Source organism: Scatolibacter rhodanostii, from assembly GCF_900197595.1.
In the GTDB taxonomy this organism is placed as follows: Bacteria; Bacillota; Clostridia; order Oscillospirales; family Acutalibacteraceae; genus Scatolibacter; species Scatolibacter rhodanostii.
Map to the genome: position 1 here is coordinate 178,638 of NZ_FZLO01000004.1, position 26,233 is coordinate 204,870.

20 protein-coding genes are annotated in these 26,233 nt (G+C 39.3%); 7 read left to right on the top strand and 13 right to left on the bottom strand.

Annotated features, from left to right (window positions below; all coding sequences use genetic code 11):
• Window positions 1–317: 317 nt before the first annotated feature.
• Entirely contained in the window at window positions 318–617 is a 300-nt protein-coding gene (locus CS931_RS09675; RefSeq protein WP_200814975.1) for a Dabb family protein, read from the top strand.
• 76 nt (window positions 618–693) lie between these two features.
• Here CS931_RS09675 and CS931_RS09680 read toward each other — a convergent pair whose 3' ends face one another.
• The 6 genes from CS931_RS09680 to CS931_RS09705 all read right to left on the bottom strand — a co-directional run bounded on the left by CS931_RS09680 (window position 694) and on the right by CS931_RS09705 (window position 8,588).
• Window positions 694–1,575: a glycyl-radical enzyme activating protein gene (locus CS931_RS09680; RefSeq protein ID WP_099205580.1), complete on the bottom strand. Its 882-nt coding sequence runs from the start codon at window positions 1,573–1,575 to the stop codon at window positions 694–696.
• The gene (locus tag CS931_RS09685; protein ID WP_099205581.1) at window positions 1,565–3,778 is read right to left on the bottom strand and encodes a pyruvate formate lyase family protein; all 2,214 of its coding nucleotides are present in this window, start codon (window positions 3,776–3,778) and stop codon (window positions 1,565–1,567) included. Before CS931_RS09685 ends, CS931_RS09680 begins: the two co-directional genes overlap by 11 nt.
• A gap of 121 nt (window positions 3,779–3,899) precedes the next feature.
• Window positions 3,900–4,736 (bottom strand): Gfo/Idh/MocA family oxidoreductase, encoded by an 837-nt coding sequence (locus CS931_RS09690; protein ID WP_099205582.1) that lies wholly within the window; start codon window positions 4,734–4,736, stop codon window positions 3,900–3,902.
• A gap of 145 nt (window positions 4,737–4,881) precedes the next feature.
• Window positions 4,882–6,507, bottom strand: coding sequence for an ABC transporter substrate-binding protein (locus CS931_RS09695; RefSeq protein WP_099205583.1), 1,626 nt, complete (start codon window positions 6,505–6,507; stop codon window positions 4,882–4,884).
• A gap of 135 nt (window positions 6,508–6,642) precedes the next feature.
• Window positions 6,643–7,578, bottom strand: coding sequence for a carbohydrate ABC transporter permease (locus tag CS931_RS09700; RefSeq protein WP_099205584.1), 936 nt, complete (start codon window positions 7,576–7,578; stop codon window positions 6,643–6,645).
• 35 nt (window positions 7,579–7,613) lie between these two features.
• Complete coding sequence (locus CS931_RS09705) at window positions 7,614–8,588, bottom strand: ABC transporter permease (RefSeq protein WP_099205585.1); 975 nt, start codon at window positions 8,586–8,588, stop codon at window positions 7,614–7,616.
• Between the two features lie 411 nt (window positions 8,589–8,999).
• On the opposite strand from CS931_RS09705, the gene CS931_RS09710 reads away from it, so the two are divergent.
• From CS931_RS09710 to CS931_RS09720, 3 genes are all read left to right on the top strand, one after another.
• Window positions 9,000–11,312 carry a helix-turn-helix domain-containing protein gene (locus CS931_RS09710; protein WP_099205586.1) on the top strand — a complete coding sequence of 771 codons (2,313 nt, stop codon included), beginning with the start codon at window positions 9,000–9,002 and terminating at the stop codon, window positions 11,310–11,312.
• A 218-nt stretch (window positions 11,313–11,530) separates the two neighbouring features.
• Window positions 11,531–12,583 (top strand): Gfo/Idh/MocA family protein, encoded by a 1,053-nt coding sequence (locus CS931_RS09715; protein ID WP_099205587.1) that lies wholly within the window; start codon window positions 11,531–11,533, stop codon window positions 12,581–12,583.
• A gap of 14 nt (window positions 12,584–12,597) precedes the next feature.
• Entirely contained in the window at window positions 12,598–13,440 is an 843-nt protein-coding gene (locus CS931_RS09720; RefSeq protein WP_099205588.1) for a sugar phosphate isomerase/epimerase family protein, read from the top strand.
• A gap of 100 nt (window positions 13,441–13,540) precedes the next feature.
• Here the strand turns inward: CS931_RS09720 and CS931_RS09725 are convergent, their stop codons facing one another.
• Window positions 13,541–16,306: a DUF8487 domain-containing protein gene (locus CS931_RS09725; protein WP_099205589.1), complete on the bottom strand. Its 2,766-nt coding sequence runs from the start codon at window positions 16,304–16,306 to the stop codon at window positions 13,541–13,543.
• A gap of 359 nt (window positions 16,307–16,665) precedes the next feature.
• Between CS931_RS09725 and CS931_RS09730 the strand changes: the two genes are divergently transcribed.
• A complete protein-coding gene (locus tag CS931_RS09730; RefSeq protein WP_099205590.1) occupies window positions 16,666–17,457 on the top strand; it encodes a ZIP family metal transporter in 792 nt (263 codons plus the stop codon).
• Window positions 17,458–18,192: 735 nt separating this feature from the next.
• Window positions 18,193–19,044: a helix-turn-helix transcriptional regulator gene (locus tag CS931_RS09735; protein ID WP_099205591.1), complete on the top strand. Its 852-nt coding sequence runs from the start codon at window positions 18,193–18,195 to the stop codon at window positions 19,042–19,044.
• A gap of 76 nt (window positions 19,045–19,120) precedes the next feature.
• Here the strand turns inward: CS931_RS09735 and CS931_RS09740 are convergent, their stop codons facing one another.
• From CS931_RS09740 to CS931_RS09760, 5 genes are all read right to left on the bottom strand, one after another.
• Window positions 19,121–19,429 carry a hypothetical protein gene (locus CS931_RS09740; protein WP_099205592.1) on the bottom strand — a complete coding sequence of 103 codons (309 nt, stop codon included), beginning with the start codon at window positions 19,427–19,429 and terminating at the stop codon, window positions 19,121–19,123.
• Between the two features lie 184 nt (window positions 19,430–19,613).
• Window positions 19,614–20,243, bottom strand: a complete 630-nt coding sequence (gene rpe / locus CS931_RS09745; protein ID WP_099205593.1) for a ribulose-phosphate 3-epimerase — start codon at window positions 20,241–20,243, stop codon at window positions 19,614–19,616.
• Between the two features lie 125 nt (window positions 20,244–20,368).
• Window positions 20,369–21,292: an AEC family transporter gene (locus CS931_RS09750; RefSeq protein WP_099205594.1), complete on the bottom strand. Its 924-nt coding sequence runs from the start codon at window positions 21,290–21,292 to the stop codon at window positions 20,369–20,371.
• Window positions 21,292–21,630: a hypothetical protein gene (locus CS931_RS09755; RefSeq protein WP_099205595.1), complete on the bottom strand. Its 339-nt coding sequence runs from the start codon at window positions 21,628–21,630 to the stop codon at window positions 21,292–21,294. The genes CS931_RS09750 and CS931_RS09755 overlap by 1 nt, the downstream gene beginning before the upstream one ends.
• 224 nt (window positions 21,631–21,854) lie before the next feature.
• Window positions 21,855–22,340, bottom strand: coding sequence for an RICIN domain-containing protein (locus tag CS931_RS09760; RefSeq protein WP_099205596.1), 486 nt, complete (start codon window positions 22,338–22,340; stop codon window positions 21,855–21,857).
• 370 nt (window positions 22,341–22,710) lie between these two features.
• Between CS931_RS09760 and CS931_RS09765 the strand changes: the two genes are divergently transcribed.
• On the top strand, window positions 22,711–25,188 hold the full coding sequence (locus CS931_RS09765) for an HAD-IC family P-type ATPase (RefSeq protein WP_099205597.1): 2,478 nt from the start codon (window positions 22,711–22,713) through the stop codon (window positions 25,186–25,188).
• Window positions 25,189–25,286: 98 nt separating this feature from the next.
• On the opposite strand, the gene CS931_RS09770 is transcribed toward CS931_RS09765, so the two are convergent.
• Entirely contained in the window at window positions 25,287–26,210 is a 924-nt protein-coding gene (locus tag CS931_RS09770) for a LysR family transcriptional regulator (RefSeq protein WP_099205598.1), read from the bottom strand.
• Window positions 26,211–26,233: the final 23 nt, after the last annotated feature.

Consider the following 26,233-nt stretch of genomic DNA (forward strand, 5'->3'; position numbering starts at 1 on the left):
TTTTGTAAATATCCTATATTTCTACTTTTATATCAATGTTTTGCACAATTATTTTCGTCAAAACACCTAAATATTATTAAAAATATTTCTGCTTTTTCCCATTTCTAGAATAATTTTTATTTGTGTATACTTGCGTGTTCCAACAAAAATTAATTACAATTTTTAATTTTTATTTTATACCTTTCCTATTTTCATTGCAAACTCTATGAGTAACTATTATAATGAAAAGAAAATAGACCGCTTTTTCCCTATAGAACCACTATAAACACTCAAATTCTAATTGTTTTATTTTATTTTTTACGAAAGGAATTAAACCTATGAAGCGACCCATTAGACATATGGTGATTTTTAACCTAGTATGCGGAAAAGACTCACCTGACGCTGAAATTTTTTTAAAAGAGGGTGAAAATCTGTTAAGTTCTATCCCTGTCGTGCGAAATTTTGAAGTTTTACAGCAAGTTAGCCCTAAGAACGATTATGACTTTGGTTTTTCGATGACTTTTGATTGCGATGAAGACTACCAGACCTATAATGAGCACCCCACCCATCAAGGTTTTGTATCCGAGCGTTGGAACACTGAAGTATCCCGCTTTTTAGAGATGGATTTTATTCTCTAAACTTTGCCCTATATTATCTATATTATATAGAAAGAGCAGAAACCATGGAAAACAACTTGGTTTCTGCTCTTTCATTTCATTCAGCAATCTTTGCTTCCCAGTATTTTTTCATTTCAGGGGTTGCACTTGCCATCTTTTTTAGGGAGTAATCTATGCCCAGGCTTTCCCACTTATGCAGTCCTGAAGCATGATAGGCCATAATTTCAACGTTGAGAATAGACGAATATTGGCTCTTGAACTTTCGTATTTGAGCAAAATGCTCTTCTGAGTCATTCAGCCCCTCTACTATTGGGCAGCGCAGAATCATTTTTCCTCCCGCTTTGTGTATGCTATCTATTGTCTGTCGTACGAAAGATTCTTCCACTCCTGTCAAGATTTTGTGAATCTCTCCTGTCGCCTTGTAGTCAATCAAAAATAAATCTGTATATGACATAAGATGAGATAACTTCTCCGAAAAAATAATTCCGTTTGTTTCTAGACAGACATGAAGGTTATTTTCTTTAGCTACCTTCATCATCTCTAACAAAAAATCATACTGAACCGTCGGTTCTCCTCCCGTAAAAGTCACACCTCCGCCTGAACTTTTGAAATATTTTTGGTCTTTTAATACCTCTTTGATGACAGCATGAGCATTCATTTTCTCACCGAATATTTTCAGACAGCGTGTGGGACAAACATGAATACAGGCTTGGCAGGCTGCGCATTTCTCAAAATTCACTTCATGATTGCCTGCTGCATCGAAATGATGGACCCCCTGCTTGCATGCAGCTGCACAAGCTTGACAAGAAATACATTTCTGACTTTCAAAAGCTAATTCGGGGTTTCTCCTAATGGATTCAGGATTATGACACCAAATGCAGTTCATCATGCAACCTTTTAGGAATACCGCCGTACGGATACCGGGGCCGTCGTGCACACAGAATTTCTGAATGTCAAAGACAATTCCCTCAGCTGCCATAAGTCGTCCTCAAAAGGATTTCGTTTTGGATGATAGGAGAAAGTTCTACAAACCTTGCACTAAATCCGCCAATGCGAACCAGAAGATTCTGATATTTTTCGGGCGTTTTCATAGCATTCTCTAAATCATCTCTGCCCACTACCCCTATATTGGTCTGTACTCCGCCGTTTTCATAAAACGTACGCAGAACAGCCTTTACTTTTTCATAACTAGAGGCAAACAATTCCTTTGTGAACCGTACGTTATTGATAACTCCTACATGCACATTGTTATCGAATTTGCTCATAGAGTTTAATAGCGCTGTAATTCCGTTTTTATCTGCGCCAATAGAAGCACTGTTGGCATTGGCCATCGGTGCACCGGCTTTTCTTCCACAAGCAGACGCCATGCAGATGTCACCCCATTCGGCACTCATCGAATTGTTCACGCTGACCATATTATAATGGTTTAGGCCTACCATTTTTCCGGCTTCGATAGTGAGGTCTGCTATATTCTTAAACACCCGGCATGCTATTTCGTCTGCATAATCATCATCATTTCCATATTTAGGTGCCACCAACAGTTCTTGCCGTACATCTTCTCTGCCTTCAAAATTAGAATCTAGGACTTCAACCAGTTCTTTTAGTGTGTATCTTTTTTCATCAAACACTAGTTTTTTAATGGCCGTCAGACTATCCGCCGCACTAATCATACCAAATACTTCAGAAGATGCGTTTTCATATCGTACGCCACCGTTTAGAATTCCTTTTCCTCTGCTGATACAATCATCCATTAAAAGACTAATCTGCAAATATCCTGCCTGCTCCGCGGCTACATCATAATTCAATCGCTTATGGATAGCAGGTTTTTCCACACTAGGTCTAAGCTGTCTTTGATAGGCTTTCCACAAGTCTTCAAAATCCTTAAAGCTATCCGGTTCTCCTGTTTTAAGCCCCAGTTGTTTTTTCCAGTAAGGGTCATAGCCATTGTGCAGCGTGATTTCAAGTGCTTTTAAAAGGTTAACGCCATTATTGGGTGTTCCTACGCTGGCACCTTCCAGCACATATTCACCGCAGCCAAAGGGCAGATAACGCTCTGCTTCCTTTTCGGATACACCATACACCTGCATGACGGCGGGAATATTGGTATCATCGCTGTAAATAATTGGGTAGGTGCAACCCTCGGCATTAACTGCCAAAGCCTTGTCAAACACCGCCTCATCCATGCCAGTATAATATCGCAATGTTAGCTGTGGTACTACTTCTTTTACTCGACGTGAAGTTTCCATGATTGTCATGGCAAAGCGGTCTGCATTTTGCTCATTGCGTCTGCCTTTTCCACCAATAATGACACGGCTATCATGAATCTTGTGTACGCGCAGCATATGACGATATACCGATTCAAGTATGGCAATGACACTCTCCTCATCTATGCCTTTCACATCAATATCCTTGACATAGAGATCACCCAAGGCAACATCCATCCTGCCATAATTCATTAAATCAGAAATCATCGCATAGACCCAAAGCAATTGAATTCCCTCTAAAAAGCTTTGAGGTGCTCTTGTTTGAATGCTGTGCAAAGCTTCTGCCATTTTAAACAAACTTTCTTTTTTAGTCAGCGCATAGAGCGTTTGTGCCTGTTTTTCATAATAGTTACAAGCGTCTGCAATGGTATCCACCGTCATTAGCAAGGCTTGATAAAAATTCTTGGCTTGTTGATTCTCTTTTGCCTTAGCGCAAATTTCAGCTTTTAATCCGTCAAGCCCTAACGTAATCAGCTTGTCAAGATCTACCGTTGTTCCGGCAAGTCTTCCCTCTGAATTAGAAATACCTGGCTCATGGTATCCTGCACCAATAGAATATCCCATTTCGTGAAACCGCTTATTTAATCGGTTCAAAGTTTTTTCTTCTTCCCAAAAAGCAGTTATTTCTTTCATTTTGGTGACATATTCTTCAGAAAGCTCCCCTTTTAAACCAGATAGCGCTTCTTCTACTTTATCTTCATGAAAGAAATAGGTGTAAAGTCCACCATACTGCGGACTGAACCCGACAAACCGATGCTGCATTCTGCCAGCCACCAAATCATCTTTTTCCAGCGGCACTAGAATCTGTGGTGTCTGCCATTGCAGACATTTTGCTTCACGCAGATAGATATCCGATTCTGATTGATATATTTCTGTGAAAGCAAGCACATAGTCAAGTTCTTCTTTTTTTGTTTTCATAACAATATCCCTCCAAAACTACAAAACCTTTATAACTTTTGCAGTATTCTCCTAGGCCATCCAACAATAAAATAAATTTGACGTTATCGCTTTTACAAGAACCGCTTACTTTATATTTTATTTAGATATCAAACCATTCTCCGGGTTTTAACGAAGCCTTTATGGCTGCTTCACGAACTGCCATAACGGCAATTGTATCTTGATGTGGCACCTTACTTCTTCCTGTTAGGAAAAAATCAACCATTTCATGAATAAAGCTGACAAAATACTCAGATTTAATCTCAACCACATTGGTTTTTCCAGATTCATCATCCGTTACCATCGTAAATGGGCATTCCCATCCATGATGTGAAAAGGTTGCACGACGTCCATCTTCCCATTCAATCACCACAGCCGGCCATTTTTCTGTGCCGATATACTGCAATCTTTTTACATTTGCCCCCATCAGAGCAATTAACGGTTCAATTTGATGAATGGAATAGACATCAAGCGGGCCAGGCCCTATGCTGGTGACATTCATCAATGTTGCTTTGTCTATGCTTTGATATTCTTCTGCAAAGCGGAGTGCTGAGCTAGAAAAACAGGGTGTATTATATTTCTCTGCTACCGCAAAGATTCTCTCTGCAATTTCTTTTGTGTCGGCAAAAGTTTTGTCAATATAGGTTCGTTTTCCGCTTTTCAATGGAATTTCGCATAGCTCTTCATGCATTTCGGGATTATCCGGTGAAAGCACATTCAAAATATCGCTTTTTTCCACCAACTCTTCAATGGAATACACACGTTCAATCCCATATTTCTCACACCACTGATCTGTGGTTAATCCTCCTTTGGGTGAATCAATTTTAGCATAAGCATATTTCACTTCTATTTCTCCGCTGGAGATACTTTTAATCCATTCCGGATAATTGTTGGCGTGAAATTCGTCTAAATAGTAATCAATAAAGCCTAATTTTAACATAACGATTGTTCCTCTCTATTCTTTTAATTTTATGTTGTTTCCTAAATATTTTGATGATGAACAAGAGCGCCGGAAAATAAATCCAGCGCTCTCTGATTTGCCTCACAACTCCCTCTGCCTTTTGCAGATTCCTAAAAGCTACTTATTATTTTGCGCTTGAACCCGGTGCCATTTCCATTACTTGTGGATTGGCTTCCAGATAAGCATTAAATTGGTTTCTGTATTCTTCTAGATAGCGATCTAGACCAGCTGCTTTTAGTTTTTCAATGGCAGTGCCAATGTTTTCTTCATAGCTTACCATACCAAATTTAATCGGATAGATAGAAGCAATGATTTCTGTCTGCAGGTTGGTTAGTTCAGAGCTTACAGGAGAAGAATCAAAAATGAATCCTGCAATTGGTGATACGACATAATTGTCAGCTTTATAAGTCATGAAGTCAATATGAGCATCAGGTGACTTAGCATCATAACGGATGTAAGGCATATATCCTGTCATCCATGTATCCAACTGGAATTTTGGATTGCCGTCATCTGCTTTCATGTCGTCTGTTCTTTCTAGTCTGTCATCTGCAACTGCGTTGTAGTGAACGCCTTCAATGCCATAGTGGAACAAGTCATGATTTTCTTTGCTGTCATATAGCCAGTTAAGGAACTTCAGACCTGATTCAGGATCTTCAGCTGTTGAAGAAATGGCATTTAGATTCTGTACAAAGGTATAAACCATTTCTGGTTTGTCAGCTGCCATTTTGTATGTGTTAACTTCTGTGTCAATGCCTGCTTCGGTTTTGATGGTTACTGTATAGTTCGGGTCAAATGTCTGTGATGGCAAAAATGCGCCCAATTTAGCTTGATCATATTTCACTTGGCTGTCAAGGTTCAAGACATCTGGGTTAATTAAACCTGCCTGATACATTTCATAATAAGTATTGGCATCGTTTTTGAACTCATCTGATTCATAGAAAGAATCAATTGTGCCATCTTGGCGAGAGAGAACAATACCCAAGCTGTTTTCTACATAGAAAGGATAGCTATCATATGTTCTGTGCAGCCAGTGTGCTGTATCTTGATTTTGGTGCATCCAGTTGTAGCCCTTCATTTCAGTTTCTTCTAAAATGTAAGATTGCATTTTTTTAGAAAGGTCGATGAAGTTTTCTACGCTGTCATCTGGGAACTCTTCGTATCCCACTGCTTTCATGACGTCTGTTCTTGCCTCAATATAAGACATTGTATTGTCAAAAGAACGCCAAGAAGCTGGAACAGCATATCTCTCACCTTTATAAAGTGTACCGGCCCACTCCAAATCAGTAAATCTACCGACTAAATCAGGATATTTGGGTAGTAAATCTTCTAGAGAAATAATGGCATCCATGCCCGCAATAGCAGAAAGATTTTTTACATCCTGCATGACATGCAGCAGCTCAAAAGGCTCGCCTGTTGTCAACATAAGATTCAATCTTTCGGCATAGGCATCCCACGGAATTCGAATGACTTCAGCTTCAAGAGAAACATCTGCCTTCAATTTTTCGTTGATTTTTGCAATACCTGTCTCATAGTCTGCTGGTAAGTTGCCTGGTTGAACAATTCTCAGCTTTTTGACTTCACCGCTATCGGTCTCTTTTGACTCTGCTTCGCTGACTTTAGAAGAATCGGTACTGGTTGACTCTGCACCAGATGATTCTTTTTTCTCTGTGCTATTGCCGCAGCCTGCTAGCACCGACGTCATCATGACCAAAGACATTAAAATCGCTGAAAATCTTTTCATGTTTTTCATACTTTACGCCTCCTTGTTATAATTGTTATCAGGATTATTCCTGTAATAACCATCGTGAATTTGCTAGGATTTGCTCAAAAATAAAGATAACTACGATAAGCTTATAAAATCTTGAATTCTATAAGGGTCGTCGCCTTATCCCTTAACGGCTCCTACTACCATTCCTTTTACAAAATATTTTTGCAGGAACGGATAGAGCAGGATAATGGGTCCCATCGTAACAACTGATGTCGCCATTTTAAAACTCTCTCTGGGTGGACTTATACTATTGCTGGTGCCAACCGCCAAATGCTGCATGGCTGTCAGTTCAGATTGGATTTTGAATAAGAGCATTTGAAGTGAATAGTATTCTTTGTCATTAATCAGCATAACCGCATTGAAGTAATTGTTCCAATAACCAATAGCGTAAAACAGTGCTACGGTAGCAATAACAGGCAGACAAAGAGGCAGATAGATGGAGAAAGCAATCTTTACTTCTCCGGCACCATCTATTCTGGCGCTTTCGTTCAATTCATTAGGAATTCCCCGCACAAAATTGCGCACCAAGAACATATTAAAAGGGGAAAAAAGCAGTGAAGGTACAATAAGCGCCGCTAAATTATCATAGGCCCCTATTGATTTTGAAATCATGTACCAAGGAACCAGCCCTGCTGAAAAAACCATAGGAATGTAAAAATATAAGGACAATGCGTTTCTGTATTTACATTGCTTGTTGGCTAACGTGTATCCTGCGCCAAACGTAATGAGTGCTGCAATCAAAGTGCCGATAATAGTGGCAACACCGGTCACATAGTACGCTCTTGGCACTGAAGAATTCGGTGAGAAAAGCATTTTATACGCCGAGGTCGACCAATGTGTCGGAAGAAATGAATAGCCATTCATCGTGATGGATTTTTCTTCTGTCAATGAAACGATAATAACCAAAACAAATGGAAGCAGACACATGAGAGAAAATAGAACAACAATAGTATAAATGATAATCTGTTGAACCGTGTCAGCCGTGCCACTTTTAATCTTATTATTTTTATCATTTTTAATGGCAAGAGATTTTTGTGCATTTTCGCCCGTCATAAATCATTCTCCTTTCTGTAACAAAACTTATCTTTTTAAAATAGAGCACCTTCAGGGAAGAATTTTTTCACTACTCGGTTTGAAGTGAAAACTAGAATAAATCCAACCACCGATTGATAAAGACCAATCGCCATAGAAAGCCCAGGGTCACCGGTGTTTTTGAAGGTTCTATACACATACGTATCAATGACTTCTGCAATTGGCATCAGTGAGCTGTTATCACGAATAATCGCGTAAAACATACCAAAATCTCCGTAGAAAATCTTTCCGATACTCATCAGAGTCATAATACAGATGGTCGGCATAAGAAGCGGCAGGGTGATATAGCGAATTCTCTTCATACGAGTTGCACCATCTATATAAGCGGCCTCGTAGAGTCCTTCGTCAATTCCTGTAATTGCTGCCAAATAAATAATAGCGGTATATCCCGTGTTCTTCCATATATGTAAGATAAGTAAGATAGGATACCAATAACTCGGTGTAGAATAGAAATTCGTTTTATCTCCGCCAAAATTAGCAATGAGATTATTAATCAATCCATTTTCTGTTCCTAAAAGTCCCTGTAGCATATAGCTGACGATGACCCAAGAGATAAAATAAGGAAAAAGCATTGTAGATTGTGTAATTTTTAAAAATTTCTTCTTTTTGATTTCATTCAAGATAATGGCCAGCAAAACTGCAAAGATGGTACCAAATATTAAAAACACAACATTGATGACCAAGGTATTTCTTGTGACCAACCACGCCCAACTGGATTGAAAAAAGTATTTGAAATTGTCAAACCCTACAAATGGACTTAAAATGCCTGTCTTATAGTTGAATTTTTCAAATGCAATGGCGACATATGGCAGTGATGCGTAACTATAGACAAAGACATATACCATTGCAGGAACAGCCAGAATATAAAGAAATTTGTTCCGCCACAATTCTTGAAATACATTTGTCTTTTTCTTTGGTAAATCTTTCTTCGGCAAATTTTGTTTTGTTTTCACCGCTTCACTTCGGTTCATTGCCCACACTCCTCAGAAGCAAATTTTTAATGGATAAGACTTATTAATTGTATGAAAATTAATAGATTTTATAATCTTAGTCCAATTGTTTTGTGTCTATCTCATAATATACTTTTTCTGTACGTCCTGTAAACTTCTAATATTTTTACTTCTCTAAAAATCTCGAATTAGCCTGATTATTTAGATTTTTTCACGCCTATGAATATTAGGGATTACTATAAGAATTAGCTCTATATTTTGTACAATGCAAAAATATATAAAAAATCGACAGATTTTTATATATTTGCTTTTGACAACTTCTTATTTATCCATTACTATAAAATGTATATTAATCTATTCTATTTCTTATTTTAATTGGTAATTTCATTAAACGTTAATTAATTTTTTAACAAAAGTCAGAAAGAGGTTCTCATGAAGAAAAATACACAATCTTTGGGTAAGGGGCTTGATTTCACTTTCTTTAAGACCATTTTTGCCGTCGTTATCATTGTTGATATTGTACTCTCTGTTTTGCTCGGAGGGTTATTTAGCGGCAGACAGCTACCTTATTCAAAAGAGCAGTCTGTCATGCAAATTGAACAGGTCTGCACCTCTATTGACATTTTATATAGCTCTTTAGAAGCCTGTGCCAACCAAATATTGGCCGATGCAGACACCTACGCAAGCCTTGCTGCCGAAAAAATAGACCGCTTACAAGAACACAAAAGCGGCCAGCGTTTAAAATACTTGAAATCTGCTAATCCCTACATACGCTACGCCGGCTTTTATAATTCGGCAACTGACCGCTATCTCTCTAACGCATATGTAGGAATCGGGAAAGATATTAATGTAAACGAGCTCTATCAAAAATCACAAGGAAAGAAATCCGTTTGTTTAACACGCACAGTTGGCAGCTCTTATCCAACCGCTTTCACCAATACTACTCCTGTCTATACTTTTGTTTTTCCTATCAGCCTTTCTCCCTCCAACAATCCTCCTGATTTGATTATTCTGGACGTCAACGCTTCTTTCTTTAATGAAGTTCTCTCTAATATTTCACTAGAAGACGTCTACCAACAAATTGCTTTTTTAGATGCGGATAACACGCTAATCACCAAAAAAGAAGCCCAAAAAGGTGAGTTTAACTTTTCCTCCTCTACGGGTGCATTAGATTTTGACACAGCTGATATGTATTCACGTTCTACCTCATCCGGTTCTTTCAGTTATTCTAACGCTTCAGGGTCTTATAACTTCGTTACCTACGCCCGTGCTGAAAAAGCAGACTGGGTCGTTGTCAATATTATTCCCTATCTCTCTTTTCTCTCGCCCTTATTTTGGATTGGCCTGCTGACATTTACTTTATTTCTGGTTACACTAGGTATGGGCTATGTGCTCTCTCGCCGTGCCAGTCTTACGCTTTACGCACCAATCCGCCAATTATATGTTAACTATGTCAACACAGACAGCAATGAGCGTACCGGCAATGAAATCGATTTACTGAGTGAAGCCTTTTTAGATATGTATCAAAAAGCAGACAAATTAGAACAAGGATTGATTTCTTCTTATACACAGTCTAAAAATTTGTATCTTCTCAAGCTTTTGCACGGTGAGATCCACCATGTCAAAGAATCTTTTTCTGCCTACGAGCGTTTGCAAATTGACCTATCCTCCCCTTATTATGGTATGCTAATGATAGAGTGTCTTCCTACCACAGCACAAAACAATCACCCGTCTGACGCCAACCTCTTTATTTTTCATTATGCTCTTGAAAACGTCACAAAAGAATTAACCGACAAATATTGTCGTTCTGAATTTTTACGTCTAAGAGAAAACTTGTTTGTTTCATTGCTTTATTTGCCAGAAAATTTGGTTCCTCTTGAATTGGCTGAAGATCTTAAAATGATTCCTCAAGTCATGAAAAAAGAATTTGAAATGGATACGTCTGTCTGTATTGGCAGCTTGGCTGACTCTTGGCAAAATATCAACATGATTTATGAACAGACTCAAATCGCCATGAATGCTCGCACCATTGACCGTCAAGGGCAAGTCTTTTTCTCGGTAGAAAAAAATGACAGCATGAGTGCCGATCACTATTATAATCGCCTTGACCTCAAATTCGCTGAGTATGTGCGTTCTCATGACCTGTCATCGTGTGAAAAAGAATTTGATGTTGCCATTGCTAAAATGGAAAATATTAGCTTTAAAACAGCTCGCAGTTATTTCAAACATATTATGATGTCCATTCTAGACAATTTTTCTTTTCTGTTTGGCAAAGATGATGAAAGCTTTCGAGACATGATGGAACTGCTGGAATCACTGGACAACAAACACAATGTAAAGCAAATTAGAAACTCCTGCCTAAACTTTTTGACTGTTCTTATGACACAGCTCAATTACAACAAACAAAACAGTAATCTGTTAGCAGCCGAAAAAGTAAAGCAATATGTGCAAAACAACTATGCTAACCCTGATTTGTCTTTAAAAATGCTTTCCGGCATCGTGAACCTCTCTCCTGCTTACCTAGGCAAAATCTTTTCCGCCGCCACTTCTTATTCTTTTACCGATTATCTTTCTCTTATTCGCATCACCAAAGCCGCCGAACTCCTAAAGAGCACGAAACAGTCTATTGTTTCTATTAGCGAAAGTGTGGGTATTCTCAACACCAATTATTTTTATTCTCTCTTTAAGAAACATTTTAATATGACACCTTCTGAATACCGAAAACACAGCAAAAATGAAACTTAAACTTTTTCAGGTACCAATGCCCAAGATAAATAGCTACAAAAGTTAAAATTATTGTATGGATTATGAATTTTTAAAGTAGTAATTTTATAGATTACTATTGAAAGAACAAAAAGCAATGATATAATCATCATAGACAGAAAGTCTTTGTTTGAAATCTTAAACAAAGTCTTCTGTTTTGATAAAAACCAAATTTAAATGAAATTTTGGAGGAGTTTATTATGAAAGTTGCTGTAATTGGCTGCGGCACCATTGCCAACGCTGCCCACATTCCATCTTACATGAACAATACCGAAGCCGAAATCAAATATTTCTGTGATATTTTACCTGAAAGAGCCAAAGCTGCCGTGGAAAAATACGGCTGCGGTACGGCCGTCACAGATTACCACGAAGTGCTGAACGACCCCGAAATTGAAGCTGTTTCGGTCTGCACACCTAACAACATGCATGCTACTATTGCTATTGATGCTTTAAAAGCTGGCAAAAATGTACTTTGCGAAAAACCAGCTGCCCGCACTTTTGCCGAAGCTCTCGAAATGCAAAAAGCACAACACGAAAGCGGAAAAGTACTTAACATTGGCGTCGTAAACCGATTTAATGACAGCGTCAATAAAATTAAAGATTATATTGATAGCGGCAAGCTTGGCGAAATCTATCAGGTTTATGCCAGTTTCCGCGCTCATCGTTCCATCCCCGGTCTAGGCGGAGCTTTTACGACAAAAGCAATTGCCGGCGGCGGCGCTCTAATTGACTGGGGTGTTCATTACTTAGACATCGTCATGTATTGCTGCGGTGATCCTGTTGTGAAAACTGTTACAGGCCAGGCTTTCTCTAAACTAGGCAAAGCCATGGAAGGTTATACTTATAAAAACATGTGGGCAGGTCCACCCGATTACAGCGGAACGTATGATGTTGACGATTCTGTCACCGCTATGATTCGTACCTCCGGCCCTGTTATTACTGTAAACGGTGCTTGGGCACAGAATATCGGCGAAGAAGAGCAATTTATTGATTTTATGGGCGATAAAGCCGGCATTCGTCTGCAATATGGCAAGCAGTTCACTGTTTATACCACTGAAGAAGGTTCGTTGGTTTCTTATACACCCGATTTCAACATGACCGATATGTTCCAAAACGAAATTAACTCTTTTATCCGCTGCATTCAGACCGGCGAAAAATTGCCTTCACATATTGATACTGTTGTTATCACAGCAGAAATGATGCAGGCAATCTACGATTCATCCGAACAACAAAAAGAAATCGCACTTAACTAAGAAAGGAGCATTCTATGTACCCTTTTAAAATTGGTATTATTACCGATTCTTTTAACACTGACTTCTTTACCGCTTTAGACAAATCCTATAAGCTGGGCGCTTCTGGTATTCAAACCAGAGCTACTTATGGCGATTTTTCCCCTGAGGAGCTAACCTCTGCCAAAAGAAAAGAAATTCTTGCTGCTGTTAAAGACAAAGGTATGATTTTTTCAGCCCTTTGCGGCGATTTAGGCAAAGGGTTTGGTGACCCTGCTTTGAACCCTTCTTTAATTGAAAAATCCAAACGTATTCTTGATCTTGCCAAAGAATTAGAAACTGACATTGTCACCACTCACATCGGTGTTGTGCCAACTGATAAAAATCACCCTCGCTATGGCATTATGCTAGATGCCTGCGGACAGTTAGCCGAATATGCCGACAGCATTTCTTCTCACTTTGCTATCGAAACGGGTCCAGAAACTGCCGAAACACTTAAGAACTTTTTGGATGAGTTACATTCTACTGGTGTTTCTGTCAACCTTGATCCGGCTAATTTTGTTATGGTCACAGGCGACGACCCTGTTGCCGCTGTTTATACACTGAAAGACTACATTGTGCACACCCATGCCAAAGACGGTCGCAAGCTAAGAGATGTTAGCCCTGAAATTGTTTATGGACTGGAAGAAGATGATATGCTTGCTTCTGACAATTTTATTGAACTTCCACTTGGCCAAGGTGATGTCGATTTTAAAAATTACTGCAAAGCTCTAAATGATATTGGGTATAAAGGGTATCTCACTATCGAGCGCGAGGTTGGTGCTGACCCTGAAAAGGACATTGCTACTGCTGTTTCCTTTTTAAAGCCCTATATCCTGTAAACAATTTTTGGCGACAACTTTATAACTTTTTGCCATATAAAAAGCCGAAACACTACAGATAAGTGTTTCGGCTTTTCTTATTTTTTGCAGTTTTCGGCTATCAATTAAAAATATCTTTCAGCATTTGCGCATTTATACTTTGAGTAGGCTCAAATCCATTTGTATTCATATAATCTATGATACTTTTTTCGAGCCATTGCGCCGGAGCACTCTCTTTTAGATTTGATAAATTGGCTGTGCAAACAAACAACTTCCCTTTGCCTACGTTCGCTTCCCACAAATTACCCAGCTTATGATTTCTCTCAAAGTTATCTACTGACCAAACCAGTGGACGAATATCGGTGCTATCAAGCACCAGAGCACGAGAATGAGAAACTACATCATACCACTGAGGAGTGGTATAAAATTCTGTTGGAAAAGAGGAGAACGCAGGGTGATGATTCTCAATGACAAGACCCAGTGTGCCAACAGGAATAGGTTTATTCATGCTCTCTGAGATAGAACGGAACATTGGATAACACCAAAAATCAGTGCAATAGGTTCCCTCAATAGAATTCTTTTCATCTAGTGTGGTCGGATAGAACAAGACTTTTTCGCCCTGAGAAAGCTGCTGAATTGCCTCACATAAATCTGTTGTGACGATGACTTCTTGACTTTTGCGCTCTGACAAATGAGGATAAACCCATAGGTCATATTGGTTGGTCACCGCCGTGCCTTCTATTTCCACTTTGATATGCAACTTGGTGGGGTTTTCTACTTCTGGCAACTGTATTTGAATATTGTCCAGCGCACACACTTCGTTTGTATATTCTCCAGCAGTTGTTGTTCTTGCTGTTAAAATTTCTTTTTCTCCGCTGAAAACAACAATTTTTACACTCGGATTTTTTATTGTTTGCGCAGAAAAGTTAGCCAGTTTACATCCTATCAAAACTGTCTCTCCTGATTGATATACAAACTTTGAGAATTCTGCGGATAATACAACATCTGCACAAAACTCACGCCATTCTCTTGGCTCAACTATCCCTTTGCTCTCCATAAGAGCATTTAACACACCGATCAGTGCTGTACCTTGGCCACTAAAATCCTGCAAATCAAGAATCTGAAATCCCGCTAATTCATTGCTGCGCAGCGCTGTTTCCAATTCCGCTTTATAACAGTCTATAGCCAATTTTCCCGATGCTTTAAAAAAGATTTCTGCCATATCGAGCATACCGGTTTTTTCCAAACGCTCCCGAAATACTTCAAAATTTCTAGCCTTTAGCACACCCGTATAATCTTTGATTTCTGAGAAGTCAGGATACATGGCGAACTGACCTATTTCATGCGAAACCACGGGCGCATTCGGAATAAATTCTTCAGCGGCATCCGCTTGTACTGTTTTAGTGCCTGTTCCATATTGAATAGTAATTTCACCTGCATTGCCAGAATTTTCTGATACCTGATTCGGGCGAATCATTTCGTCATAACAGTGCGTTGAATTGGGTCTGTCTGTTTGAATATGCCCTTGAGGTGCATCGCACATGGCATACGAGCCTCTGAACAATCTATCTTTTGACAACCTCACACCGCAGAAAAAATCTTCGTTTTCAAGCAGACAAGGCACAAATTGAAAATTATTGGAGCCTTGTGTATAGAGATGTCTATCATCATAGGCTTTATATTCGCCTAAAATTTGATTTAGTCTTTCTCGACTGCCCCAAAGCTCGTTGCCCAAAGACATCATGACAAAAGAGGGATGATTCCCAAACTCGTCCATGATACGATAGCCTTCTTCAATAAGATACTCTTGCGCAGCGGCATCGTGATTTTCATCTCCCTCTTCGGTGATGGTCCCCCAAAAAGGCAACTCTGGTTCCATGTAAATACCCAATTGATCCGCAGCGCAAAAAGCAGCTTCAGGTGGGCAACATGTATGAAAGCGATAATGGTTAATGCCATATTCTTTTGCCGTACCCATCACTTTCAGCCAGCTCTCTAAATCGGTGGGGGCATACCCTGTCAAAGGAAAAATCAACCCATCATGCTTGCCGCGCAAAAAAGTTCTCTGTCCATTAATTTCAAAATATTTTTGTGTTGCTTTGAAATCACGGATTCCTATGGTAAAAGAGTATTGGTCTGTCTCAGAAAAAGCCAACACTAAGTTATAGAGCTTGGGGGTATGCTCACTCCAACCTATTATGGTATCTTCTAAATCATAGGTCAAAATATTTTCACCAGCAAACAATTCGTATGTTTGTGCCGAAAATTGCTTTTCTTCGTCTTTCAAATAAGCTGTTAGTATTTTTTTGCCAGGCCCTGTAAAAATCACTCGTGCCGTAATTTTTTTATCTTTCCACGATGATACAATCTTTATATCTGTTAAATGTCTTTTCTCTCTAACCTCAACATAGACGGCGCCCGTAATGCCGTTCCAATTTGTCTGTGTGTCGGGTGAAGTCATATGACCACCCTTCACTAAATACGATGTATTATCTACCATGATTGTAATTCTATGTTGTTTTTCTGTGAGGTAAGGTGTTAGAGCATATTCGTGAGAAGTACAAAGACTACCGCAGCTGCCAACATATCGGTTATCCACCCATACATGAGAAATTCTGGTTCTCTCCAGATGGAGAAAATATTCTTTATCCTCTACTTCTTCAAAATCAATCTGTTTAGCATACCAAGTATATCCCTCAAAAAAATAAGGGTCTGTTAAATGCCCTATGTTCTTATCTTCATTCGGTGTCCCTTTTTGCGCACTGGAAACCGTTGCCGGCAAAATAATTTTGTCTGCCAGTTCTTTTTGATAGTAAGCTTTGTCTATACCAACTTTCTCAGAATCTAATAGAAAATCCCACTGTCCTGCTAAATTGATTCTTTCCATTTCTCCATCCCTGCCTTTTCTTAACTTAAACTCTACTTTGGGCTTCGAGGCACTTTAAAGCACGCTCATTTTTGATGCTTTACCTGATATAGAGCATACTGTATATTGACAGTGAAATCAACCATAAACACAAAAACATCTTAAGGTTTTTTGTTTTTCTAGTCTAATTTGGTATCCCCTAGTCAGTAACTTAAAAAACTTATGGTATGTCTATTTTCTGCTTCTTTATTGGTCATCAAAATATCCCTGCTTATCTTGACAGCCAACCAAAAACAAAGTAAGATTGTCACGTAGTAGAAATACGTCCTTTTTTGTATGTTTAGGGGATTTTGACCAATTTATTCTAGGAGGAAATAATTATGCCACCAATTCTATGGGCAGCAGCGGGCACAGGTTTTACCTTTTTGATGACTGCTTTTGGTTCTGCCATGGTCTTCTTTTTTCGAAAATCTATTCACGCCAACGTTCAGCGTATCTTTTTGGGCTTTGCCGCAGGCGTTATGATTGCCGCTTCTATTTGGAGCCTACTTATGCCAGCAATTGAAGAAGCTGAAACGCAAGGAACACCCGGTTGGATTCCGGCAGCAGGCGGATTTGTGCTTGGCGTCGCCTTTTTGATGTTGATGGATGCTCTTTTGCCCCACTTACACCTTGACTCCAAACAGCCCGAGGGCTTAAGCTCGTCTTGGAAACGCTCGACGCTTTTGATTCTGGCCGTCACACTGCACAATATTCCCGAGGGAATGGCCGTTGGTCTTTCTTTTGCCTTGGCTGCTCAGCACGGCGGCAATCCAACCGCTATGTCTGCTGCCATTGCTTTGGCAATCGGCATGGGCATTCAAAATTTTCCTGAAGGTGCCGCTATTTCATTGCCGCTTAGAAAAGAGGGCTTTTCTTCTTTCAAAGCGTTTGTTTATGGCTCTTTATCCGGCTTAGTTGAATTAGTTTTTGGTGTTCTGGTCGTGCTTGTTGCCGGAAATATTCAGCCACTTATGCCCTGGCTTCTCTCCTTTGCGGCAGGTGCCATGATGTTTGTTGTTGTAGAAGAGTTGATTCCCGAAGCGCATTTGGGTGAACATTCTCATCCCGGAACACTCAGTGTCATGTTTGGTTTTCTTGTCATGATGATTTTGGATGTTGCTCTTGGCTAAGAAACCTACTTGCTTCTGCAACTTATAAAAATATCACTAGTATCACTCCTTGCCATAGCGCAGGAACAATACTAGTGATATTTTATTTTTGTTCGATTCAATTTCAGCTTTATAAAAATTCCCTCTTGGTATTCGCATTCTCACGCCATTCTATTGACAGATAAAAAGAAATAGAGCCGCATAAGATTTTGTTCATGCGCCTCTATTTCTTTTCTTCGTGTCATCCTGATTTCACAGGAAATTTGCTTTTCATTTTACAAAAGATAACTTTTGTGCTGTTTTGACTTCTTTGATTGGTATCCTCTGCTTCTTTTCACAGTACACTTTTCAAATTGTTTTTATTTTCTTCATTTAAAAAATAAAAACTAACAAGTCCTCAAGCACCAATCTAATCCTGCTGATTGGATTGTATGGTATCTCACAAGTTTAATTTTCAACTCTCGTAAAAACTACTTTTGCAAAATATTTGCAGGCACAGTCTATTTCTGTGTTTTCTACAAAAAAGCAGACAGGTGAAGAATTTTCCGCCAATTTAATCTCCCCAAAAGCACTTGTTGCTTCTATATTGGCTCTTCTCCGAGAATGAAGTCAAGGTGCACAAGTCTCTCCCAAAAGATGACTACCCACACACCCCATTCATTTATCTATATTATATCTCCTGTCTTTATTATTTTCTTGTTGCATATTAACCTATTCTTGTAGTATATTGATATTATCAATTCCAAGGAGATTCCTATGAAAGTCATCAAATATCCTTTCCATGATAACGAAAAAGGCACAGAAATTGACGTTAGTATCCAGAGTGGTGTTAGTCAAACCGCCCCTTTGCATACCCACGAATATTTTGAATTTTTTTTGGTATTAGACGGCAAAGCGCTGCATCTTGCCAACGACACTGTACAAAATTTAGAAGGCGGTAGTCTCGTTTTTATTCGACCCGAAGACGCCCACTGCTATGATTTTTATAAAAGCTTTGATTTCATTTTTGTCAATTTCGCATTTAGCTTGCACATGATGAAAAAAATAACCGACCTTTTTTTGCCAGACAAACCCTTTTTGCCACTGCTAAACACTACTTTGCCACCGTCTGTCTTACTTTCTCCTGAAGAAACACAGAAACTTTATGATGAAATTCAAGCCTTAACTAAAATGAATAAAGAAGAAGATCCCGAATTCACACGCTGCCACATCAAAAGTTTTTTGTCTTCTTTGTTTTGCCGCTATTTCTTCTATTCTCACCGAGAAGAAATTGCTGCCCCACCGTGGCTATCCAGTGTAGTTTTAAAAATGCAGAAAATCGAAAATGCACGCTTGGGTTTTCAGCGTATGTTATCGCTATCTCATTGTTCACCTGAGCATCTTTGCCGTGAATTTAAAAAGTATTATCACAGCACTCCTAACCAATTTATCAACAAGCAGCGTTTGGGGTATTCCCTCTATCTACTTTCTTACACGCATATGGAAATTATTGATATTGCCGAACACTGCGGTTTCAATAACTTAAGCCATTTTTATCATTTGTTTAAACAGAATTTTTCTGTTTCTCCCAAGAAATTCAGAACGCAATCTTCTGCTGTCACAGAGTAAATTTACCTAAAAAAACAGCACCGCCGGAGCAGAAGCTCCAGCGGGAACAGTTAATTGTTTGAGGAGAGCCGACGGTTCAGTCTTTGCGAAATGCCGCACCTAATTCGGTGACAGCATCATGCGTAATAAAGGTGCCATGTTCCTCACAGAAAGAATAAAGAACGCCGCTTGGACCAATAAACTTGCCATATTCGCTTAAAGTGCCGCGTACCTTGCCTCGCATAGAAAGGCGGCAAAAAACCGCTACATAATAACAAGTTTTGTGCAAACAGAGAGAAGCACGTGCATCTGGATATATATCATAAAGTTTCTCGACTGCACCGCATAGTGGTGATACTCCCGAAAAACAAAAAACAAGGGGCTGCGAGGGGGTCTTAAGTCTCAAAGGCAGCACCTCTTTTTCAGTTTTATTTGATTGTCTTAGCTTTGCTGCCGATTATTGATATTCCCAAGCTTTGACCAGCCTTTACCTGATTTCATCCCTCTTTTTCAGTTTCTCTTTTCAAGTTCTGCTTTTCTATTAATTTATTTTGGCAGACCTTCTGTCACAAAGTCTGCTTGCTAAACCTTTATTTTCCTGAACGCAGAAACTCGATTTCTTTTTGCGGGTCTTCTGCACGAAAAACACCTGTGCCTGAAATGAGAATATCTGCCCCACTTTCATGGCAGAGCTTTATGGTGTCACGATTGACACCTCCGTCTACCTCTACCAGTATATGCGGGAACTGCTGTTTAATCTCCTTGATTTTGGTCAGCGTTTCGGGAATAAGCGATTGACCGCCGAAACCCGGCTCTACTGACATTACTATTACAGTATGCAATTTTTCTGCAAAAGGTGCAAGTACAGAAACCGGAGTGGAGGGTTTAATCGCAAGACCTGCTTTTATGCCAAAACGATGAATTTCGTCGATTACCGCATTTGTATCATCTTCACATTCAACGTGAAACGTGATTTGATCTGCTCCTGCTTTGACAAATTTTTCAATATAGCGAAGTGGCTTGATAATCATTAGGTGTACATCAAAAATTAGATCTGTTTTGTCGCGAAGGGCTGCCACAACATCCGGGCCAATACTGATATTAGGCACAAAACAGCCATCCATAATATCGATATGGAGCAAGTCAGCTCCTTTTGTTTTCTTAATTTCTTCTCCCAAAGCAGAAAAATCTGCCGCTAAAATAGAGGGTGCAATTAACATTCTTATCTCCTTTTATTTTCATGCCTATTCATGCCGCTAAAGAAACCTTTACTACATTTTAAATCTGATTATTTAGGGCTAATTTTTTGAAAGTACCGCCCTGATTCAGCCATTAACCTCTTACCTTAACTAGTTACAATTTGTGCAAGCATTGTCCAAATGGGCAATGTAATTAAAGATAAGACCGTCGTCACTGCCACACATTTTGAAGCAAGCTCCGAATCTTTTCCAAATTGCACTGAAAACAAGACAACAGATGCCGCTGTTGGTGTGGCTGCTTGAATCATACTGCTGATAAACATATCTGGTTGGAGCGGCAGCAGTAATAATATGGCAAACAAAATACCCGGTGCCACCAATAAACGAAGAATTGACATTTGATAAATGCTAATGTCAGTGGCCACAGATTTAAGGTCAACTTTCGCAATATAAGTACCAATAATCAACATGGCTAAGGGGGTATTGAGGGCCGCAAAAAAATCAACTGGTTCCATAATAAATTCGGGCATATTGAAATTCAAGAAGTAAACGGGCAATCCTAGTACCAATCCAATTACTCCGGGATTCAACAATATGGTGCGCAAATTGATTTTTGCTGCGCTGTTCATCAAGCGATATCCATATGTCCAGCTAATAATGTTGAAAATTACAATGCCAAAAGAAGCATAGACAACACCTTTGCCACCCACAATACCTTGTACAAGAGGAATTCCCATAAAACCAACATTGCTGAACATCACAGAAAACTGTAGAACCTCTTTTCGCCCATCCGGTTTCTTTCGAAAACTCAAGCGACTGACCACCATAGAAACTGCCATAGAAGCCAGCATAATCAAAGTCGAAACAATCATTTCCTGTGGTGTAATACTTCCCTTAGAATCAGCAAAAGCTGCAACAATTAAGCAAGGTGTTACTATTTTTAAAAGGAAGTCTGTGATTTCTGCTGCACCAATTCCCGTTAAACTCCCTTTTTTGCTCACAGCATAACCAACGGCAATCATAACTAACATGGATACTACTTTAGAAAATATGGTCAAAAAACCTTCCATTATGCTTCCTCATTGTGGTCTTGTTCATTATCGGATGGACCCTCGTCTATTACTTTTATATCCTGATCTGGATTTTCTTTCTTTGCATGACTTTCAGCCCAATAACGACGCATAAAAAAGGCAAACATAATGAGCAGCATTAAAATACTGACCACATTGAAAACTGTTTTGTGTATTCCAGCAAACAAATCTGCTTCCATCTGGCTGTTCACAATTCTCCAAATACCCACAAAGACAAAATATATGCCCGGTAAAATGAAAATTTTGCTTTCCTTAATAAATCGAACTGCCAGGATAATGCCAACAATGATTAGCATAATACTATATAGTATATCCATTTCCTATCCCCTTTTCTTCCCTCATGCTATGCGTTTACTTTTTTATCACTTCATGGCTAAAGCAATTTATTCAATAAACACTGCTGTTGTGCAGCGATACAATAGTACCGAAAATCCGTTTTCGTGAACCTTAACTAAAGTTATTGTAGCATAAAAAAGCACCAAAACGCAAGGTTTTGATGCTGAATAGAATCGCTTTCATAAGCCACATAAAACTGTCTATGTTATCCACTTTTAAGAGAAGATTTTTGTTTCTTTTGCTTCTTACTTGAGGGGTTCTCAAATTCTTCGGATGAAAGAAAACGCCACCTTTGGTTTTCACCTCCAACATCCTCCCAAATTTGCGCATAAGCACCACTTGTATCGCTGATATCTGCGATATCTAACACTTTTGAGGCAGCAAGATTGGCTACTTTTCGAGACACCCCTCCTGTTATTCTCCACAATTGTGTTGGGACATCTGATTCTTCCCAAATATGTAAGTTGGTTCCGCTTTCAGTCACACCTAAAATGAGATCTAATGCTTTCCCACTCGCTTTGTGGATAATGCGAGTGCCATTTTCGTCTTTTTTCAGTATCCAAATTTGATTTTTATTGTTTTGTGGCTCTTCTTGCAGCACAAGACTTCCGTTTTCTACGCTGTCAACCTGCAAAGCTTTACCGCTTCTCTTATTAATCATCAAGAATTCCTTCATTACTTTTGCAGCCATCTTTTGTCCTTTCCTACAGGGGACCTCCTACAAATGTATCTTTATAGAAAAATCCAATCCATTCACATTTTATTACTTCTAAAAATATGGGTATGTCTTTTCTGTATTTCTCTTTTATTATAGAGTGTTTATTTTAAAACTGTCAATTTATAAATATCGCAAATAAGTTGATAAAGCCTGCCTTTTCTTATTTTTTTGCTAGAAAATAAGTAAGCAATCAACGAAACCAGTAAAAAAATGAAAAGTTTTTACCGACAAATATTTCGGTTTTCTTACAATCCTTCTGCAAAGATATAAATTGCTTGAAAAAGCTGTGACGTAATGTATAATAGAAATAAGTAAAAGATATGACAAACTGCCGGAGGAAACCATGTCTCGACAAGAAAAAAAACGGATTAAAAACAAGCAGACAGATGCCCATACGGAAACAAATGCTTTTAAAGATGCAGAGCGTTTTTATCCTGACCCAACAGTTGGTCTAAGCACAGAACAAGTCACCCGACGCCATCAAGCGAGCCTAAATAACGCTGAAACAGGCGTTAAAACCAAAACAGAAAAGCAGATTGTACTCAGCAATCTTTTCACCTTTTTTAATATCCTGAACTTTATTCTAGCGATTGCCCTTGTTCTGGTGGGTTCTTACCGAAACACTCTCTTTATGGGGCAAATTCTCTCTAATCTTTTGATTGGCACCTTTCAAGAAATTCGTTCTAAGCGTACCATTGACAGATTGTCACTGCTTTCCTCTCCTAAAGCTGCGGTCATTCGCGACGGAAAAAAGCATGATATTTTGGTTTCTGAAGTGGTGTTAGACGATGTTCTCCTGATTTCTTCGGGTAATCAGATTCCGGCAGACAGTGTGGTGACACGAGGTGAATGCGAAGTAAACGAATCACTTATCACCGGAGAGTCTGATCCTATTCTCAAAAAAGAGGGCGACCACATTCTCTCAGGCAGTTTTTTGGTCAGCGGAAAATGCTTGGCACAGGTTGAGCATGTCGGCATGGAAAACTACGCTAACCAAATTACCGGCAATGCTAAATATGTCAAAAAACGCAATTCTGAAATCATGAATTCAATTGACATGCTGATTAAAATTATTGGCTTTGGTCTTATCCCGATTGGCGCCCTTCTATTCTACAAAGACATGTATATTTTAAACCAATCCCTACCGGATGCTGTTAGTCATACCGTGGCTGCCTTAATTGGCATGATACCTGAAGGTCTTGTCCTTTTGACCAGTATCGTGTTTGCTGTCAGCATTATTAAACTTTCCAGGCAAAAAACGCTTGTGCAAGATTTGTACTGCGTTGAAACACTTGCCAGAGTTGATGTGCTTTGTCTTGACAAAACAGGAACCATCACTGAAGGCACTATGCAAGTTGATAACCTTGTCCCCTTTGAGGGCTTCACTGAAGACCAAATGGCTGCTTCGCTGTGCGCCTTGGTCAATACATTGCCTGATGATAACCCTACTTTTTTAGCTGTACAAAGCAAGTTTGCAGGACCTAGCGATTGGATGGCCGAAACTGTTGTGCCATTCTCTTCTGCCCGAAAATGGAGCGGTGCCTTTTTCCCTATGCAAGGAAGCTATATCATGGGTGCCGGAGAATTTATCTTAGGTGATGATTTCGCTTCTATTCGTGAAGTTGTTGAAGAATATTCTCAAAACGGCCAACGTGTTCTTCTGCTTGCTCATTCTCCTCATTCGTTTACGGAAAAAGAAATTCCCTCTGACATAACTTGTTTGGGTTTGGTTCTTATCAGCGACAAAATTCGCCGAGAAGCAAGACGTACGCTTCGCTATTTTGCTGACCAAGGGGTTGACCTTAAAATCATCTCAGGCGATAATGCTGTCACAGTTGCCAACATCGCCGAACGTGCCGGCCTGCAAAATGCTGACCGTTACGTAGACGCCACCACGTTGGAAACAGCCGAGGACATTCAATATGCCGTGCGCAACTATTCTGTTTTTGGACGTGTTACCCCCCAACAAAAACTATCCTTTGTACAGGCACTTAAAGCTGACGGACATACTGTTGCCATGACAGGTGATGGTGTAAATGACGTGTTGGCACTGAAAGAGGCTGATTGCAGTATCGCTATGGCATCAGGCAGCGATGCCGCTAAGACAGTTTCTAGCTTAGTTCTTCTCAACTCAAGCTTTGCCCCCATGCCCTTGATTGTGCAAGAAGGTCGACGTTCTATTAATAACCTACAGCGCTCTGCCTCTCTATTCCTCTCCAAGACCATTTTCTCTACACTCATCAGCTTGATTTTCTTACTTTTGCCCTACTCTTTTCCCTTTGAACCCATCCATTTAACCTTAATCAGTACCTTTACCATCGGTATCCCGTCTTTTGTATTAGCTCTTGAACCCAACCGAGAACGTTTAAAAGGAAGTTTCTTGACTAACGTGATGAAGCTTTCCGTTCCGGCTGGTTTAACAATGGCAACCAATATGTTGGTATTGTCTGCCCTAAGTCCTACCTTCGGGCTCACCAACGCACAATTTTCAACCACCGCTGTCGTTGTCACGGCTTTGACTGGATTCATTATGCTGTTTAAAGTCTGTGCACCTTTTAACGCCTTAAGAGGTTTCGTCTTTTTGGCTATGCTTGCCGCTTCCATTTTGGCTATGGTTTTCGCCGGAGATTTCTTCTCACTGGTGTCTTTTACCATTCCCATGTCATTTATTTTAATCATCACTTTTGTCTATTCTGTTTCACTCATGCTTTCTTTAATTCATTTTATCGACCATGTTTTATCTCGAAAGCAAAATTTCTTTTCTACAAGGAAAGTCTTTTACAGAAAGCCCAAACAAAAGAAAAGCAAACGTCATTCATAACAATAAATTTGCTTCATTCAATATATTTAAAAGAAAGGCAGTGTTCCTCACTAGAACAGCTGCCTTTCTTTTCATGCTAAATTATGCTAAAAATAATTTTATGACAAAATCTCAAATCCGTTTTGAGCAATTAGTTCTTTTAAAATTTCGATATATCGTTCTGCTGGCTTACTCAAATGAATTTGCGTATTCACAATCCACCCAATTTGCATGTCGTCTCCAGTTTGGAGGGGTACAGCAATAATTTGGTCACCATTTAGTCCACTGTCTAAAACGCCACTGCAAATGGTATAGCCGTTCAGCCCGATTAACAAATTAAACAAAGTGGCTCGGTCACTGACACGCAAGCTTTTTTTATGATAGACCGTGCTAAAAATTTCCTCGGAAAAGTAAAAAGAATTGTACTCTCCCTGTTCAAACGAAAGACAAGGAAACTCCTCTAAATCTGACAGCGTTACACTTTTTTTCTTGGCTAACGGACTTGTCTTGCTGACAAAAACATGCGGTTTTGCATTAAAAAGCGGATGAAATTTCAGTTTATTTTCTGTCAAAAACCGCCTAATAACTTTTTCATTAAATGCATTGAGATAAAGAATACCAACCTCACTATGCAATGTTGCGACATCATCTATAATATCTTTGGTTCTGCTTTCACGAAGTGTAAATTCATATTCCTCTGCTCCGCTTTCATTAATTAAGTTGACAAAGGCATTCACGGCAAAGGCATAATGCTGTGTAGAAATACTGCAAATTTGGCGCAGCGGCTTCTTATCTTTATATCGCTGTTCAAACAATTCTGTTTGCTCTAAAATTTGACGGGCATAGCCTAAAAACTCGGTACCGTCGGCCGTCAAAGAAATTCCACGGCTTGTACGCAGAAAAATCTCTATATCCAGTTCTTCTTCCAGTTCTTTAACAGCAGAAGAAAGGCTGGGCTGTGTGATAAAAAGCTGTTTGGCCGCTTTGCTAATAGACCCGCATTCCACAATAACCGCTATATATTTCAGTTGTAAAAGAGTCATATCCAGACTGTCTCCTTTTATCT